Annotated in this window: 15 protein-coding genes and 1 pseudogene; 9 read left to right on the top strand and 7 right to left on the bottom strand. The window is 71.3% G+C overall.

Annotated features, from left to right (window positions below):
• Window positions 1–65 precede the first annotated feature (65 nt).
• The gene (locus AC5L36_RS43075) at window positions 66–1,100 is read right to left on the bottom strand and encodes a 2-oxoacid:ferredoxin oxidoreductase subunit beta (RefSeq protein ID WP_441221933.1); all 1,035 of its coding nucleotides are present in this window, start codon (window positions 1,098–1,100) and stop codon (window positions 66–68) included.
• Complete coding sequence (locus tag AC5L36_RS43070) at window positions 1,093–2,940, bottom strand: 2-oxoacid:acceptor oxidoreductase subunit alpha (RefSeq protein WP_441221935.1); 1,848 nt, start codon at window positions 2,938–2,940, stop codon at window positions 1,093–1,095. The genes AC5L36_RS43075 and AC5L36_RS43070 overlap by 8 nt, the downstream gene beginning before the upstream one ends.
• A gap of 174 nt (window positions 2,941–3,114) precedes the next feature.
• On the opposite strand from AC5L36_RS43070, the gene ndhC reads away from it, so the two are divergent.
• Complete coding sequence (ndhC, locus tag AC5L36_RS43065) at window positions 3,115–3,492, top strand: NADH-quinone oxidoreductase subunit A (RefSeq protein WP_441221936.1); 378 nt, start codon at window positions 3,115–3,117, stop codon at window positions 3,490–3,492.
• 4 nt (window positions 3,493–3,496) lie between these two features.
• Here ndhC and folP read toward each other — a convergent pair whose 3' ends face one another.
• Window positions 3,497–4,309 carry a dihydropteroate synthase gene (gene folP / locus AC5L36_RS43060; protein ID WP_441222254.1) on the bottom strand — a complete coding sequence of 271 codons (813 nt, stop codon included), beginning with the start codon at window positions 4,307–4,309 and terminating at the stop codon, window positions 3,497–3,499.
• Window positions 4,310–4,427: 118 nt separating this feature from the next.
• Here folP and AC5L36_RS43055 point away from each other — a divergent pair, with 118 nt between their 5' ends.
• Genes AC5L36_RS43055 through AC5L36_RS43040 form a run of 4 tightly spaced genes read left to right on the top strand, consistent with a single transcriptional unit; the run spans window position 4,428 to window position 6,786 of the window.
• Window positions 4,428–5,144, top strand: coding sequence for a DivIVA domain-containing protein (locus tag AC5L36_RS43055; protein WP_441221938.1), 717 nt, complete (start codon window positions 4,428–4,430; stop codon window positions 5,142–5,144).
• Entirely contained in the window at window positions 5,141–5,623 is a 483-nt protein-coding gene (locus AC5L36_RS43050; RefSeq protein WP_441221940.1) for an SRPBCC family protein, read from the top strand. Before AC5L36_RS43055 ends, AC5L36_RS43050 begins: the two co-directional genes overlap by 4 nt.
• The gene (locus AC5L36_RS43045) at window positions 5,623–6,195 is read left to right on the top strand and encodes a DNA-3-methyladenine glycosylase I (RefSeq protein ID WP_441221942.1); all 573 of its coding nucleotides are present in this window, start codon (window positions 5,623–5,625) and stop codon (window positions 6,193–6,195) included. The genes AC5L36_RS43050 and AC5L36_RS43045 overlap by 1 nt, the downstream gene beginning before the upstream one ends.
• A 12-nt stretch (window positions 6,196–6,207) precedes the next feature.
• The gene (locus AC5L36_RS43040) at window positions 6,208–6,786 is read left to right on the top strand and encodes a hypothetical protein (RefSeq protein ID WP_441221944.1); all 579 of its coding nucleotides are present in this window, start codon (window positions 6,208–6,210) and stop codon (window positions 6,784–6,786) included.
• A 448-nt stretch (window positions 6,787–7,234) separates the two neighbouring features.
• Here the strand turns inward: AC5L36_RS43040 and AC5L36_RS43035 are convergent, their stop codons facing one another.
• Together AC5L36_RS43035 and AC5L36_RS43030 are read right to left on the bottom strand one after the other, a co-directional pair.
• Complete coding sequence (locus AC5L36_RS43035; protein WP_441221946.1) at window positions 7,235–8,026, bottom strand: enoyl-CoA hydratase-related protein; 792 nt, start codon at window positions 8,024–8,026, stop codon at window positions 7,235–7,237.
• A complete protein-coding gene (locus AC5L36_RS43030) occupies window positions 8,023–8,829 on the bottom strand; it encodes a PaaX family transcriptional regulator (protein WP_441221948.1) in 807 nt (268 codons plus the stop codon). The genes AC5L36_RS43035 and AC5L36_RS43030 overlap by 4 nt, the downstream gene beginning before the upstream one ends.
• Window positions 8,830–9,021: 192 nt before the next feature.
• Between AC5L36_RS43030 and AC5L36_RS43025 the strand changes: the two genes are divergently transcribed.
• A complete protein-coding gene (locus AC5L36_RS43025; RefSeq protein WP_007455245.1) occupies window positions 9,022–9,189 on the top strand; it encodes a DUF3117 domain-containing protein in 168 nt (55 codons plus the stop codon).
• An 81-nt stretch (window positions 9,190–9,270) separates the two neighbouring features.
• A pseudogene (locus AC5L36_RS43020) lies at window positions 9,271–10,677 on the top strand (leucyl aminopeptidase family protein); the annotation flags it as partial.
• Between the two features lie 69 nt (window positions 10,678–10,746).
• On the opposite strand, the gene AC5L36_RS43015 reads toward AC5L36_RS43020, so the two are convergent.
• Window positions 10,747–11,325, bottom strand: a complete 579-nt coding sequence (locus AC5L36_RS43015) for an O-methyltransferase (RefSeq protein ID WP_441222255.1) — start codon at window positions 11,323–11,325, stop codon at window positions 10,747–10,749.
• Between the two features lie 190 nt (window positions 11,326–11,515).
• Here AC5L36_RS43015 and AC5L36_RS43010 point away from each other — a divergent pair, with 190 nt between their 5' ends.
• Together AC5L36_RS43010 and AC5L36_RS43005 are read left to right on the top strand one after the other, a co-directional pair.
• Window positions 11,516–12,844 carry a S1C family serine protease gene (locus AC5L36_RS43010; RefSeq protein WP_441221950.1) on the top strand — a complete coding sequence of 443 codons (1,329 nt, stop codon included), beginning with the start codon at window positions 11,516–11,518 and terminating at the stop codon, window positions 12,842–12,844.
• Window positions 12,845–12,957: 113 nt separating this feature from the next.
• Window positions 12,958–13,368: a twin-arginine translocase TatA/TatE family subunit gene (locus AC5L36_RS43005; RefSeq protein ID WP_441222256.1), complete on the top strand. Its 411-nt coding sequence runs from the start codon at window positions 12,958–12,960 to the stop codon at window positions 13,366–13,368.
• 107 nt (window positions 13,369–13,475) lie between these two features.
• Here AC5L36_RS43005 and AC5L36_RS43000 read toward each other — a convergent pair whose 3' ends face one another.
• Window positions 13,476–14,618: an Mrp/NBP35 family ATP-binding protein gene (locus tag AC5L36_RS43000; RefSeq protein WP_441221952.1), complete on the bottom strand. Its 1,143-nt coding sequence runs from the start codon at window positions 14,616–14,618 to the stop codon at window positions 13,476–13,478.
• Window positions 14,619–14,663 lie beyond the last annotated feature (45 nt).

The following is a 14,663-nucleotide window of genomic DNA, read 5'->3' as shown; positions in this document are numbered from 1 at the left end:
CCACCGCGGACGTCGCGGTAGCCCGAATCTCCGTTTCGACTGGAACGCTCGACCCAGGAAGCTCTCTAGATGATCGTCCAGGTGTCGCCGCCGGTCAGGAGGCCGGCGAGCTGCTCCTCGGGCGTGCCGGTCGCCTTCGCCTTGGCCGCGTCGAGCTGGCTCTGCACCAGGTTGTCGTAGGACGGCCGGGAGACGTTGCGGAAGACCCCGATCGGCGTGTTGCGCAGGTCGATGCCGGGGAGGCGGGAGAGGGCGAAGGCGTACGCCGGCTCGGTCACGCCGGCGTCGTGCACGACGATCTCCTCGGGCGAGACAGTCGCCGTCTCGCGCACCTCGAGCCCGAAGCCGCCCGGCGGGTGTACGACGCAGAACTGCCCGTCCTTGCCGAACGTGATCGGCTCACCGTGCTCCAAGCGGATGAGGTAGTCGTCGCGGGTGCCCGGGTCCTTGAGCTCTTCGAACGCGCCGTCGTTGAAGATGTTGCAGTTTTGGTAGATCTCGACGAAGGCGGAGCCGTTGTGCTCGGCGGCCGCCCGCAGCACCGACTGGAGGTGCTTGCGGTCGGAGTCGATCGTCCGTGCCACGAACGCCGCCTCCGCGCCGAGCGCCAGTGACAGCGGGTTGAACGGCGAGTCGGCCGAGCCGGCGGGCGTCGACTTTGTGATCTTGCCGATCTCCGACGTCGGGGAGTACTGGCCCTTGGTCAGCCCGTAGATCCGGTTGTTGAAGAGCAGGATCTTGAGGTTGACGTTGCGGCGGAGGGCGTGGATCAGGTGGTTGCCGCCGATCGAGAGCGCGTCGCCGTCGCCGGTGACCACCCAGACCGACAGGTCGGGCCGGCTCACCGAGAGGCCGGTCGCGATCGCCGGGGCGCGGCCGTGGATCGAGTGCATCCCGTACGTGTTCATGTAGTACGGGAAGCGGGACGAGCAGCCGATCCCGGAGACGAAGACGATCCGCTCGCGCGGGATGTTGAGCTCGGGCATGAACGACTGCACGGCCGCGAGGATCGCGTAGTCACCGCACCCCGGGCACCACCGCACCTCCTGGTCGGACTTGAAGTCCTTGGTGGTGAGCTTCAGCGCGACGGGCTCAGGCATTCTTAACCACTTCTTCCAGCATGGTCTCCAGCTCGGCGGCGGTGAACGGCAGGCCGCGGACCTGGTTGTAGGGGATGGCGTCGACGAGGTAGCGGGCCCGGATGACATGGGCGAGCTGGCCCAGGTTCATCTCCGGGATGACCACGCGGTCGTACCGGCGGACCACCTCGCCGACGTTGCGCGGCATCGGCGCGAGGTGGCGAAGGTGGGCCTGGGCCACGGCCTGACCGCGCTGGCGCAGGGCCCGGCAGGCGGCGCCGATCGGCCCGTACGTCGAGCCCCAGCCGAGCACCAGCACGCGCGCGTCGCCGTCGGGGTCTTCGACCTCCAGGTCGGGCACCTCGATCGCCTCGATGCGGGCGGCGCGGGTGCGCACCATGAAGTCGTGGTTGGCCGGGTCGTACGAGATGTCGCCGGTCTTGTCCGCCTTTTCCAGGCCGCCGATCCGGTGCTCCAGCCCCGGCGTACCCGGAATGGCCCACGGCCGGGCCAGCGTCTGCGGGTCGCGCAGGTAGGGCAGGAAGGTGCTGCCGTCTTCGCCGTTGGGCTGGGTGGCGAACTCGACCTGGAGGTCGGGCAGCGACTCGACCTCGGGCAGCAGCCACGGCTCGGAGCCGTTGGCCACGTAGTTGTCGGAGAGAAGGATCACCGGCGTGCGGTGGGTCAGCGCGATCCGGGCCGCCTCGATGGCCGCGTGGAAGCAGTCGGAGGGTGAGCGCGGCGCGATGACCGCCACCGGCGCCTCGCCGTGCCGGCCGAAGAGTGCCATGTTGAGGTCGGCCTGCTCGGTCTTCGTGGGCATGCCGGTCGAGGGGCCGGCCCGCTGCACGTCGACGACGACGAGCGGCAGCTCCAGGGCCACGGCCAGCGAGATCGTCTCACCCTTGAGCGCGACGCCCGGCCCGCTGGTGGTGGTAATCCCGAGCGCGCCGCCGTACGCCGCGCCGAGGGCCGCGCCGATCGCCGCGATCTCGTCTTCGGCCTGCATGGTCGTGATGCCGAAGCGCTTGTGCTTGCTCAGCTCGTGGAGGATGTCCGAGGCCGGCGTGATCGGGTAGGCGCCGAGGAAGACGGGCAGCTTGGAGCGGACGGCGGCGGCGATGATGCCCAGCGCGAGCGCCGCGTTACCGGTGATGTTGCGGTAGGTGCCCGGCGGCATCTTGGCCGGCTTGACCTCGTAACGCACGCCGAAGTCTTCGGTCGTCTCGCCGAAGTTCCACCCGGCCTTGAACGCGGCGATGTTGGCCGCGACGAGCTCGGGGCGGGCCGCGAACTTGCGCTCCAGGAAGCGGATCGTCGACTCGTACGGCCGGGAGTACATCCACGACAGCAGGCCCAGCGCGAACATGTTCTTGGCGCGCTCGGCGTCTTTCTTCGAAACGGCGTGCTCGGCCAGCGCGCCGACCGTCATGCTCGTCAGCCCCACCGGGTGCACCGAGTAACCGTCGAGCGAGCCGTCTTCCAGCGGGTTGGCCGCGTAGCCGACCTTGGCCAGATTGCGCTTGGTGAACTCGTCGGTGTTGACGATGATGTCCGCGCCGCGCGGCAGGTCGCCGAGGTTGGCCTTGAGGGCCGCCGGGTTCATCGCCACGAGCACGTTGGGCGCGTCGCCGGGGGTGAGGATGTCGTAGTCGGCGAAGTGCACCTGGAAGCTCGACACGCCGGGCAGCGTGCCGGCGGGCGCGCGGATCTCGGCGGGGAAGTTGGGCAGCGTCGAGATGTCGTTGCCCAGCTGAGCGGTTTCCGACGTGAAACGATCACCGGTGAGCTGCATGCCGTCGCCTGAGTCGCCAGCGAACCGGATGACCACCCGATCCAGCTGGCGGACCTGTTTGGTCACTGACCCCTGACCTCCTTGCGAGCCGGCAGCGGCGGGGTGCACCTGGTGTGCCCATCCGCCTAAGTTCAGTCCACCAATGAGCGTACGTCGAACGACTCACGTCATCTGTAACCTGTCCGCCGCATGAGACCTGAACCGCACGCCTGCGGAAGATCACGCGGTACGCTGCGGGCCGTGGACGGTTATCTCGGGTCCTACGCCACTCTCGGGTTGCTGCTGCTCGCGGCCGTCCTGGTCTTCGTGGGGGCGTTCTCGGCCAACCGCCTGCTCAGCCCGGCGAGCCCCGCGGAGCCCGCCGGCAAGCGCGAGACGTACGAGTGCGGTGTCGACCCCGTCGGCGGTGACTGGGCACAAGCCCAGATCCGTTATTACGTCTATGCCTATCTATATGTGCTCTTTGCGGTCGAGGCCGTGTTCCTGTTTCCGTGGGCGGTGATCTTCGACCGCCCGGGCTTCGGCATGACGACCGTGGTGGAGATGGCGATCTTCGTCGCTGTGCTGGCGCTCGGCATCCTGTACGCGTGGCGCAAGCGCATCCTGCGCTGGACCTAGGGTCCTAGGCCAGTCCTCGTCGCGACACCGCCGGCGGGCGGTCGCCCCTGATCGAGGCCACCATGTCCAGCACCTGGCGGGTCTGTCGCACCTGATGGGCGCGGAAGACCCGCGCGCCGAGCCAGGCTGACACCGCGGTCGCGGCGAGCGTGCCGGAGAGCCGCTCGCCCACCGGCAGGTCGAGCGTCTCGCCGACGAAGTCCTTGTTCGAGAGCGCGACGAGCACCGGCCACCCGGTGGCGACGAGCTCGCCGAGCCGCCGGGTCAGCTCCAGCGAGTGCCGGGTGTTCTTGCCGAAGTCGTGCGCCGGGTCGATCAGGATGCCGTCCGGGCGTACGCCCAGGTCACGGGCCCGCTCGGCGAGCCTGGTGACGGTCGTGAGGGCGTCCGCGACGACGTCGTCGAAGGCCGCCCGGTGTGGCCGGGTACGCGGCCGCAGCCCACCCGCGTGCGCGCAGACGAGCCCGGCACCGGTGGCGGCGGCCACCTCGGCCAGCGCCGGGTCCGCGCCGGCCCAGGTGTCGTTGACCAGGTCGGCCCCGGCCGCGACCGCCTCCCGAGCCACCTCGGCCCGCCATGTGTCGATCGAGATCACCAGCTCGGGGTACTCGGCCCGGACCGCGGTGATCGTGCCGACCGTACGGCGGATCTCCTCGGGCACGTCCACGTCGGCGCCCGGCCCGGCCTTGACCCCGCCGATGTCGACGATCTGGGCGCCCTCGTCGACCGCCTGGGCGACCGCGCGGAGTGCCGCGTCCGGGGAAAAGGTCGAGCCTCGGTCGAAGAACGAATCGGGCGTGCGGTTGACGATGGCCATCACGACCAGCTCACCGGGCCCGAACACCCGTTCACCCAGGCGGAGATCGTCCACCCCATGAAACTTAGACCGGGGTGGCGGGGTCGCCCGCCGCGCCCGGCCGTGCCACGATCGGTCCATGGGTCAGGTACTCCTCCTCGTCGTCGTGGCGTTGACCGTCGCCGCTGTCGTTTTCGGGGTCACCGTGCTGGTGACCGGCGGTGACTCGGGTCTGGGCACAGCCGAGCCGGATGGCCGTGCCGTGCCGCTGCCGGGCACCAGGCCGCTGATGGAGGCCGATGTCTCCGCGGTCCGGTTCGACACCACCGTGCGGGGTTACCGGATGGCCCAGGTCGACCAGGCGCTGCGCCGGGCGGCCTACGACATCGGATACAAGGACGAGCTCATCGGCGTGCTGGAGGCCGAGGTCACGGCGCTGCGCGAGGGGCGCGCCACCGACGCCGACGCGCTGCGTCGGGCCCGCGAGGCCGCCCTGGTGCCGGCCGGTGCGGGCGCGCCCGGCGAGGGCTACGGCAGCCCGGCGTCCGGCGTGGTCGACCTCGGCGACGTCTCGGCGCCGCGCCACCACCGCGACACCACGGAGCGTGACGAGGAAGAGGGCGTCGCGACGGCCACCGCCGCGGCGGTGCCGGGCCCCGTCGTCACGGGCGCGGCCGTCACCGCCGACGAGGTGATCGGCGACGACACCGACGACGAGATCGACACCGATGCCTCCGACCCGGTCGACGCCGAGGTAGAGGAGGCCGAGGCGGCAGACGAGACCGAAGACGAGCCGGACGACGCCACCGACTCGGACGCCCGCCGCGTCCTCCCCGACCGGGACGAGAGGGCATGACCGAGGAAAACCTTCGCTCCGCGGCTCAGCCCGGCTCGGGCGAGGTGACCGCGACGGTCATCGTCAACGCGCCGGCCGAGTCGGTCTTCAAGGCGTTCACGGCGTGGGAGCGGCAGTCCGACTGGATCCCGTTCACCAAGGTGCGCGTGGTCGAGGGTGACGGCGGCGAGGGCAGCCTCGTCGAGGCGGTCACGGCCCTCGGCCCGGCCACCCTGCGCGACGAGATGCGTGTGGTCCGCGTCGACCCGCCGTACGAGGTGCGTGTGGTGCACTTCGGCCGCCTCCTGCGCGGTCCGGGCGTCTTCCGCTGCACCCCGATGGGCGAGGGCCGCACCCAGGTGGTGTGGCACGAGTGGTTTCACCTGCCGGGCGGCGTGGCCGGGCGCGTAGCGTGGCCGGTGCTGTGGCCGGGCTCCAAGGTGAGCCTGACCCAGGCGCTGAAGAAGTTCGCCCGGCTCGTGGAGGCGGGAAAGATCTAATGTCCGACCTCGTGATCGGGGCAGATGGGCTGGCCCGCTGCGGGTGGGGCGGCCGCACACCCGAATACATCGCCTACCACGACGACGAGTGGGGCCGGCCGGTGCGCACCGACGACGGCCTCTACGAGAAGGTCACGCTGGAGGCGTTCCAGTCCGGCTTGTCCTGGCTGATCATTCTGCGCAAGCGGGAGTCTTTCCGGGCCGCGTTCGACGGCTTCCACATCGAGACCGTCGCCAAGTACGGCGAGGCCAAGATCGAGCGGCTCCTCGCCGACCCGGGCATCGTGCGCAACAGGGCCAAGGTCGAGGCCGCCATCCACAACGCCCGCGCCGCGCTCGACCTGCCAGACGGTCTGGCGTCGCTGCTGTGGTCGTACGCGCCCCCGCCACGCGCCCGCCGCCCGAAGTCGTTCGCCGAGGTGCCCGCGCTCACCCCCGAGTCCACCGCGATGGCGAAGGCGCTGAAGAAGAGCGGTTTCCGCTTCGTCGGCCCCACGACCGCGTACGCGCTGATGCAGGCGACCGGCATGGTCGACGACCACCTCGACGGGTGCCACGTCAAGATGCCGTGATGGGATGGCGCCATGGGGCACTGGACGGTGGTCATCTCGGATGAACGGCACGAGGCGGAGCGGCTTTTCCATCACGACACGCTGGAGCTGACCGGCATTGGCCAGCCCCGCCCCAAGCCCGGCGACGAGGTGCTGGTGGTGGCCGGCCACGAGCGGCCCGCCGTGGTGGCACTGGGCCTGGTGCGCCCGGTGGGCTCCGAGCGCGACCCCGACGACCCCGCGCCCAGCGACGACGAGCCGCTGGTCGTCACGTACACGCGCAGGACCTTCGACGAGCCCGTCCCGGCCGAACGACTCGCGCTCGACCAGCCGGTGGCCCCGGTCGACCCGGAGACCTTCCAGGCGATCACGGACAGCCTCCGGCCGGCCGTCGACCGCACCACCTGGATGGTCAGCCTCGACCTCCCGATCGAGGCATCCTCCCCGGCGGAGGCGGTGCGCGTCTTCTGGACCTACGTGATGGAGCTCGGCCCGCGCGAGCTGCCCGCCTTCGTCTCCCCGGCCGGCGACGAGCTGGCCATGCAGGCGTTCGTGCTCGGCGAGGAAGCCAACCTCGACCCCGAAGAAGAAGACGAAGATCACTCAGCTTAGTCTGACAAAGGCTCTGACGTGCGCGTCATCCCAGCTATACCTTCGAAGATCGTCCCGGGTCCGCGTCAGTGGCGGGCCGTCGCTCCCGCCGGAGACCGCGCGGGCCGGCGGCTCGCGGGGCGAGCCGAAGTCCCCGGCCCACGCTGCCAGCCCCGCGCGTCAAGCCCGCCAGGGTTCCGCTTCGCGATCCACGCTCGCCGTCAAGCCTTGGACAATGTCCAGCTGCCGCCGCAATGTAAGCGCACGGGCGGGCGAACTTTCAGATCTAGGAGACTTGGGGTTTGATATAGCGCCCTAACTCTCCAAGATCTCGAATTCCCGGGGCACGAGCACCGTCGCCTCGATTACTCGGAGCAGTTAAACCGCGACCAACAGCGAACGGGTGAGGCCGCGGGAGCAACGGCCTCGACCACGACGGACGTCGCGGTAGCTCAAATCTCGAAAGGTTCTAACGCCCTTCGAAAACTGGCTTCTCCTTGGCCACGAAGGCGGCGGTGGCGTTGCGGTGGTCGGCGGTGGCGCCGCAGATCGCCTGGGCCTGCGCCTCGGCGGCGAGCGCCTCGGAGAGGGTGCCCGCGTCGCCGACGGAGAGCTGGCGCTTGATCGCCCCGTAGGCCACCGTCGGGCCCGTGGCGAGCCGGGCGGCCAGCTCCTGCGCGGTCGACAGCACCAGCTCGTCGTCGTCGACGAGGCGGGTGAGCAGGCCCAGCCGCTGCGCCTCGGTCGCGGACACCGGCTCGGCGAGCATGAGCAGCTCGACCGCCTTCGCGTGGCCGACGAGCCGGGGGAGCGACCAGGAGACGCCGGTGTCGCCGGCCAGCCCCACGTTGGCGAAGGCCATCAGGAAGGTGGTCTTCGGCCCGCCGATCCGGAAGTCGGCCAGCAGCGCGAGCGAGGCGCCGGCGCCGGCGGCGGTGCCGCGGACCGCGGCGATCACCGGCTTGGGCATGCCGGCCAGGCGGGCGGCGATCGGGTTGTAGTGGGCGCGCACGGTGCCCAGCGGGTCGTTGGTGCCGGTGTCCAGGGTGGCCACGTGCTCGCGGAGGTCTTGCCCGACGCAGAACGCCCGACCCGCGCCGGTCAGCACCACCGCCCGGACCGACCGGTCTTGCTCCAGCTCGCCCAGCGTGTCGCGCAGTGCGACCTTGAGGGCGGTGTCCAGGGAGTTGAGCGAGTCGGGCCGGTTGAGGACGACCGTGGCGACGGCGCCGTCACGCTCGACGAGAAGTGGTTCAGTCACGGTTGCGCGCCCTTCTTCTGATCCAGGCAGAGATCCACGTACCGGTCGGCCGCCGGCCGCAGCCGGGCGGCGTGGCGGTCGAAGAAGGCCGCCGCGCTGGTGCCGGCCCAGCGCTCGGGGAGCAGGGCCGGCGGCAGTTGCGGGTCCCGGAACAGAAAGGTACGCCAGGCGTGCACGAGCCGGAATCGCGCCGCGTATGCCTCTTCGTCGCTGCTGCGGGCGGTGACCTGGCCGAGCGCGTCGCGCTGCTCGGCGACGAAGCGCTCGTACGCCGCACCGATCTCGGACAGGTCCCAGGCCCGGCGGACCACGCCCATCGCGCCCGGACCGCCCATCGCGTGGCTGGCACTGAAGCGCTCGTGCCGGATGCCGGACTCGCTCAGGAGGCCGTCGACGTCCTCGCCGGGACGGGGCGCCACCCAGGTGCGCTCGTCGAGCGCGCCGTATCCGAGGAACGAGAGGTTGGAGCCGAGCCGCTGCCGATCGCGCCGGGACGCCGGCGGATCGAGCACGATCAGATCGAAGCGCCCGTCCCAGCTGATCTTGCCGGTGCGGTAGATCCGCGAGGCCGCCTCATCCAGGCGGCGGGCGGCTTTGGGGGTGAGCAGGTAGCCGGGTCCGGCCGAAAGTCGTAGCGGATGAAGCCACCCTTGACGCACCATACGGGACACGGCAGTGCGCACCGCCGGCGGCGCGATCCCGAGCGGGGAAAGCAGCCTGACCAGGGCGGCGACGGGTGCCCGCCCGCCCCGGGGGCGGAGGTAGTCGCCGTAGAGGTCAAATAGGGCCGACCGAGCCTGCATGACGGGACATTGTGACAGCCGCCTTCACGATAAGCTAGATGTTGTCACATCAATCCGGCTTCAGTTTGGGCTCAGCGGGTTTCATCAGGGAAAATCGTTGGTCGGCACCGCGGGCCGTGAGCGCGGTGACGCTGACGGAGTGGCTGTGGGGAGACCCACCGACCCAGGTGTAGAGGTCTGAGGGGAGACAAGATGGCGGCGATGAAGCCGCGGACGGGCGATGGTCCGCTGGAGGTCACCAAGGAGGGCCGGGGCATCGTGATGCGGGTTCCGCTGGAGGGTGGTGGCCGGCTCGTCGTCGAGATGACTCCCGACGAGGCGAACGCGCTCGGTGACGCGTTGAAGGCCGCCGCCGGATAGCTATTGGTTGGATGGACCCGCCGGTGCGGCGCTGCGGCCGTGCCGGCGGGTCTCTCTGTCGTAAACCTGGAGGTCTCCCCAGTGATGGCCATCCGCGTCGCGGCCGAACCAGGCGCCGCGCGCGCCGTCGCCCTGCCCGTAGTCGGGTCAGTGCTTCCGCCGACGGCGTACGACCTGCCGGAAGACGCGCGCGCCGGCGCGGCGGAGCTGCTGGCCGACCTCGACGACGAGGCGGGCGCGACGCGAGCCCTGCGTCACCTCCTGCTGGCCCATGCCGGCAGTGGTGACGAGGCCGGCTGGCGGGCCGCCGGAGCCGCCGTCAGCAGGGCTTTCGCGGATGAGATGTCGATCACTGTCGCCATGCCGGCCGGTGCGCCGCCAGAGGCCGTGCGGGGGCTCGCCGAGGGGATGCTGCTCGCGGCGTACCGGTTCTCCATGCGCGACGAGCCGGCCGTGGAGTGTGACGTGACCGTGGTGGTCGATGACCCCGCGCGCTACGAGTCGGCCCTGGCGACGGCGGTCGCCACTGCGGACGCCACCCGCCTGGCCCGCGACCTGACCAACACCCCCTCGTCGCTGAAGAACCCGGCCTGGTTCGCCGGCCAGGTGGTCGAGGCGGCCGGCGGGCGGCCCGGCCTGAGCGTCACCGTGCGGGAGCCGGATCAGCTCGCCGCTGAGGGCTTCGGCGGCATCCTGGCGGTGGGCGGTGGCTCGGCCAGCCCGCCCCGCCTCCTCGAGCTCTCCTGGCAGCCGGCCGGCGCCGAGATGCACGTGGTGCTGGTCGGCAAGGGCATCACGTTCGACACCGGCGGCATCTCGCTCAAGCCGGTCGAGGGCATGAGGCTCATGCGCAAGGACATGGGCGGTGCCGCGGCCATCATGGCGGCCACGCTCGGCGCGGCCGCCCTGGATTTGCCGGTACGGGTCACCGCGCTCGCCCCGCTCGCGGAAAACCTGCTGAGCGGCTCGGCGTTCCGCCCGGGTGACGTGGTGCGCCACTACGGCGGGATCACGAGCGAGACGACCAACTCGGACGCCGAGGGCCGGCTGGTGCTGGCCGACGCGCTGGCGTACGCGGTGGAGCGGCTCTCACCCGACCTGCTGGTCGACTTCGCGACCTTGACCGGCGCCAACGCGGTGGCTCTCGGCAAGCGGACCGCGGCCCTCTACAGCGAGAGCGACGAGCTCGCCGCCGCCCTCATCGGCGCCGCGGCCGAGGCCGGTGAGCAGGCCTGGCGGATGCCGCTGGCGGCCGACTACGTCGAGTATCTCGGCAGCGACATCGCCGACCTCTACAGCTCACCCGACCGCGGTGCCGGCTCGGTGACGGCGGCGCTGTTTCTGCGCGAGTTCGTGGGCGACTGGCGCGACCGCTGGGTGCACGTCGACATGTCCTCACCGTCGTGGTCGGAGAGCGCCGACGGGGTGCTGCCGAAGGGTGCTACCGGTTGGGGTGTGCGGACGCTGCTGCGCTGGCTCGCCGCGCTGCCCGCGCCGTCAGGCCCGCCGTCGTCAGGCCCGCCGTCGTCAGGCTCGCTGTCGTCGGGCTCGCTGTCGTCAGGCTCGCTTGACGAGGGCGAGTAGGCCGTCGCCGGCTGGGAGCAGCGCGGGGATCCAATCCTCGCTCTCCCGCACCGCCTTGACCACCTCGCGGATCGTCACGGTGTCGAGGTCGCGCGCCGCCGGGTCGGCGATCCGGCCGCCGGCCAGCGCGCCGTGCAACGCGAGCACGCCGGCCGGGCGGAGCAGGCGCAGCGCGGCGTCGACACAGGCGCCGTACTCGGCCGGGTCGGCGTCCGCGAAGATCATGTCGTAGGCACCGTCGGCCAGCCGGGGGAGCACGTCCAACGCGCGTCCGGTGATGATCCGGGTACGCGACGGCGCGAAGCCCGCCTCCTGGAAGATGCGCCGCGCGATGCGCTGGTGCTCGTTTTCCAGATCGATCGTGGTCAGCACGCCGTCGGGGCGCATGCCGCGCAGCAGCCATGCGCCGCTCACGCCCGTGCCGGTGCCGATCTCGACCACCGCGCGGGCGCCGCCAGCGGCCGCGAGCAGGCGCAACGAGGCTCCGACGCCGGGCGCCACCGGCTCCAGCCCCACCTCGCGGGCGAGCGTGCGAGCGGTCTGCAAGACGATATCCTCGGCGACGAACCCCTCGGCGAACTGGAGCGCCTGAGCCGTCGTCTGACCGCCAAAGCGTGCGACCGTGGCGATGGTGGACCTCCTGCTGCGGGGTGCCGGTCGGAGTATCAGCCTACGGGCGCGGGTATCCGAACGGGAGCCGGCGCATCCACTGAATGCTTCTGGGCTTTCCGTGCCATCCTGGATGAACCGAAGTACCGACTGGGAGGCTGCGAACGTGACCGACGGCTGGCACTGGCACCAGCCCGACGGCACCACGACGCCGGCGACTTCGTCGCCGCCGCCGAGGCCGCCGGTGACCCCTCAGGATGCCGGTTCACCCTGGTGGTCCGACGCGTTAGGTGACCCGTGGCGGGACCCGCGGGCACCGGCCGCGGTGGTGCTGCCCACGCCGCCGAGCCCGGGTAACGCGCCCGAGCCGGTCACCGATCCCGACTCCGTGTCGCGGCGCGGGATGAGGTCGGTGCTGTTCATCGCGGTCTTCTCGGCGCTGCTGGCGGGCGCGCTGGGCGGATCCCTCGGCTACGCGCTCGCGCTGCGCGGGGGCGTCGGCGGCGGCACGGTCCTCGGCGACCCCAATGAGGCGCCGCCGGCCGCGCAGCGCCCGCCGGACTCGCTGGCCGGCGTCGCCGAGCGCGTGGCGCCCAGCGTGGTGACGGTGCGGGCGGCCGTCAAGGGCGGCACCAGCATCGGCTCCGGCTTCGTGGCCACCACCGACGGATATGTGATCACCAACGACCACGTGGTCGAGGGTGCGACAAGCGGGGCCACGGTCGTCTTCAACGACGGCTCGACCGCCTCCGCCTCGATCGTCGGACATGACGCCGAATCGGACATCGCGGTCATCAAGGTCTCGCGGCCCAACCTCGTGCCCGTCGAGTTCGGCGACTCGGAAGCCATCGCGGTCGGCGATCCGGTGCTCGCGTTCGGTTCGCCGCTGGCGCTCGCCAACACGGTCACCGCCGGCATCGTCAGCGCGCTCGACCGCACGATCCAGTCCGGCGAGCCGGGCGGCCAGGTCCGCTACTACGCGGCCATCCAGACCGACGCCGCGGTCAACCAGGGCAATTCGGGCGGTCCGCTGGTCGACGGCGGCGGGCGGGTCGTCGGCGTCAACTCGGTGATCAAGTCGCTCGCGGTCGACGACGATCAGGCCGGCAACATCGGCCTCGCGTTCGCCATCCCGATCAACCAGGCGAAGCGGGTGGCGCAGGACATCATCGACACCGGCAAGGCCCGCCGTACGGTGATCGGCGCCACGGTCGACAACGGCGGCCGCAACCCGGGCGGCGGCGCCCGGCTCAGCGCCGTCGACGCGGGCGGTCCGGCGGCCGCCGCGGGCATGCGGGCCGGCGACGTGATCACCAAGCTGGACGGGCGGCAGGTGGAGGAAGGCACCGACCTGATCGCGCTGGTACGCAAGTACGCGCCCGGTTCGGTGGTGACCGTCGAGTACCGCCGGGGGAATTCCCGGGAGTCCGCGTCAGTGACGTTGGCGGCGGACGCGAAGTGAGCGAGCCTGCGAGCGAACCATTGGCTCAGGGATTGACCCTCTGGCGCTGGTCGCACCGCCAGACGGCCCAGTAGGGTTCTTTCCATCGCCGGTGCGTGGAGAGGGGTCCTGGCGTGTTCGAAAACCTCAACTGGTGGGAGATCGGCGCCCTCCTGCTGCTCGCGCTGCTCATCTTCGGCGACAAGCTGCCCAACGTGATCTCCGACGGCCTCCGCATGGTGCGCAACCTTCGCAACATGGCCAGAAACGCCACCGGCGACCTCAGTCGCGAGCTCGGCACCGACATCCAGCTCGAAGACCTGCACCCGAAGGCGTTCATCCGCAAGCACCTGCTCAGCGAGGAAGACGAAGAGGCGCTGCGCAAGCCGCTGCGGGGGATCTACGACACGGTCAAGTCCGACCTCGACGGCGTCAAGGACGAGATGAAGGACGTCGCCGCGGCGGCCGACATCCGCACGCCGGCGCCGGCGCCGGCTTCGACCCCCGCCACCCGGCCGCGCCGCTTCGACGTCGACGCGACCTGAGGCCCCAGCGACCGCGGCCTCAGGCCCCAGCGAGCGCGCGGCCTGAGGCGCTAGCGAGTGCGCGACCTGAGGCGCTAGCGAGACGGGCCGGTCGGCGCGACCTGGGCCTAGCGGGACGGGCGCAGGCCGAGCGGCTTGCCGACCAGCGACTCGCGGCGCACGGCCAAGCGGTCGGCCACCTGCCGCAGTGCGATCGAGGCCGGCGCTTCCGGCGCGTCAAGCACGATCGGCCGCCCGGCGTCGCCCGCCTCCCGCACCCGGGTGTCGAGCGGCACCTGGCCCAGCAGCGGCACCTCGGCCCCCACCACGCGGGTGAGCGACTCGGCCACGGTGGCACCGCCGCCCGCGCCGAATATCTCCATCCGCTCTCCGTTGGGCAGCTCCAGCCAGGACATGTTTTCCACCACGCCGACGAGGCGCTGGTGGGTCTGAAGGGCGATCGCACCGGCCCGCTCCGCCACCTCGGCGGCCGCGGTCTGCGGGGTGGTCACCACCAGGATCTCGGCGTTGGGCAACAGCTGGGCGAGCGAGATCGCCACGTCGCCGGTGCCCGGGGGCAGGTCGAGCAGCAGCACGTCGAGGTCGCCCCAGTACACGTCGGCGAGGAACTGCTGGAGCGCCCGGTGGAGCATCGGCCCGCGCCACACCACTGCGGCGTTGCCCGAGGTGAACATGCCAATTGAGATGACCTTCACCCCATGTGCCTGGGGCGGCATGATCATGTCTTCCACGCGGGTGGGCTTGCCGTCCGCGCCGAGCATGCGAGGCACCGAGTGCCCGTAGATGTCGGCGTCGACCACGCCGACCGAGAGGCCGCGGGCGGCCAGCGCGGCCGCCAGGTTGACCGTCACGCTGGACTTGCCGACGCCGCCCTTGCCGCTGGCCACCGCGTACACCCGGGTGCGCGCGCCGGGCTGGGCGAACGGGATCACCGGCTCGGGTGTGGCGCCGCCGCGCAGCCGCGTCTGTAGCTCCTGCCGCTGCTCCGTGCTCATCACGCCGAAGTCGATCTCGACGGCCGTCACGCCCGGCACCGCGCTCACCGCGGCCGTGATGTCCGTGCGGAGCTTGTCGCGCAGCGGGCAGCCGGCGACCGTGAGGAGCAGCTCGACCTTCACCGCGCCGGCGTCGTCGACCGTAGCGGAGCGGACCATGCCGAGATCGGTGATCGGCCGGCGGATCTCCGGGTCGTCGACGGTGGCGAGAGCGGCCTGCACCGCTTCCTCGATGGTGCTTACCGGTGCGGACATGTACGCCATGCTACGTCGGGCGATACCGCCGGATCGCGGGCCTCG

This window comes from Phytohabitans sp. LZ39 (assembly GCF_059359075.1).
This window is presented reverse-complemented; position numbering and strand designations above follow the sequence as displayed.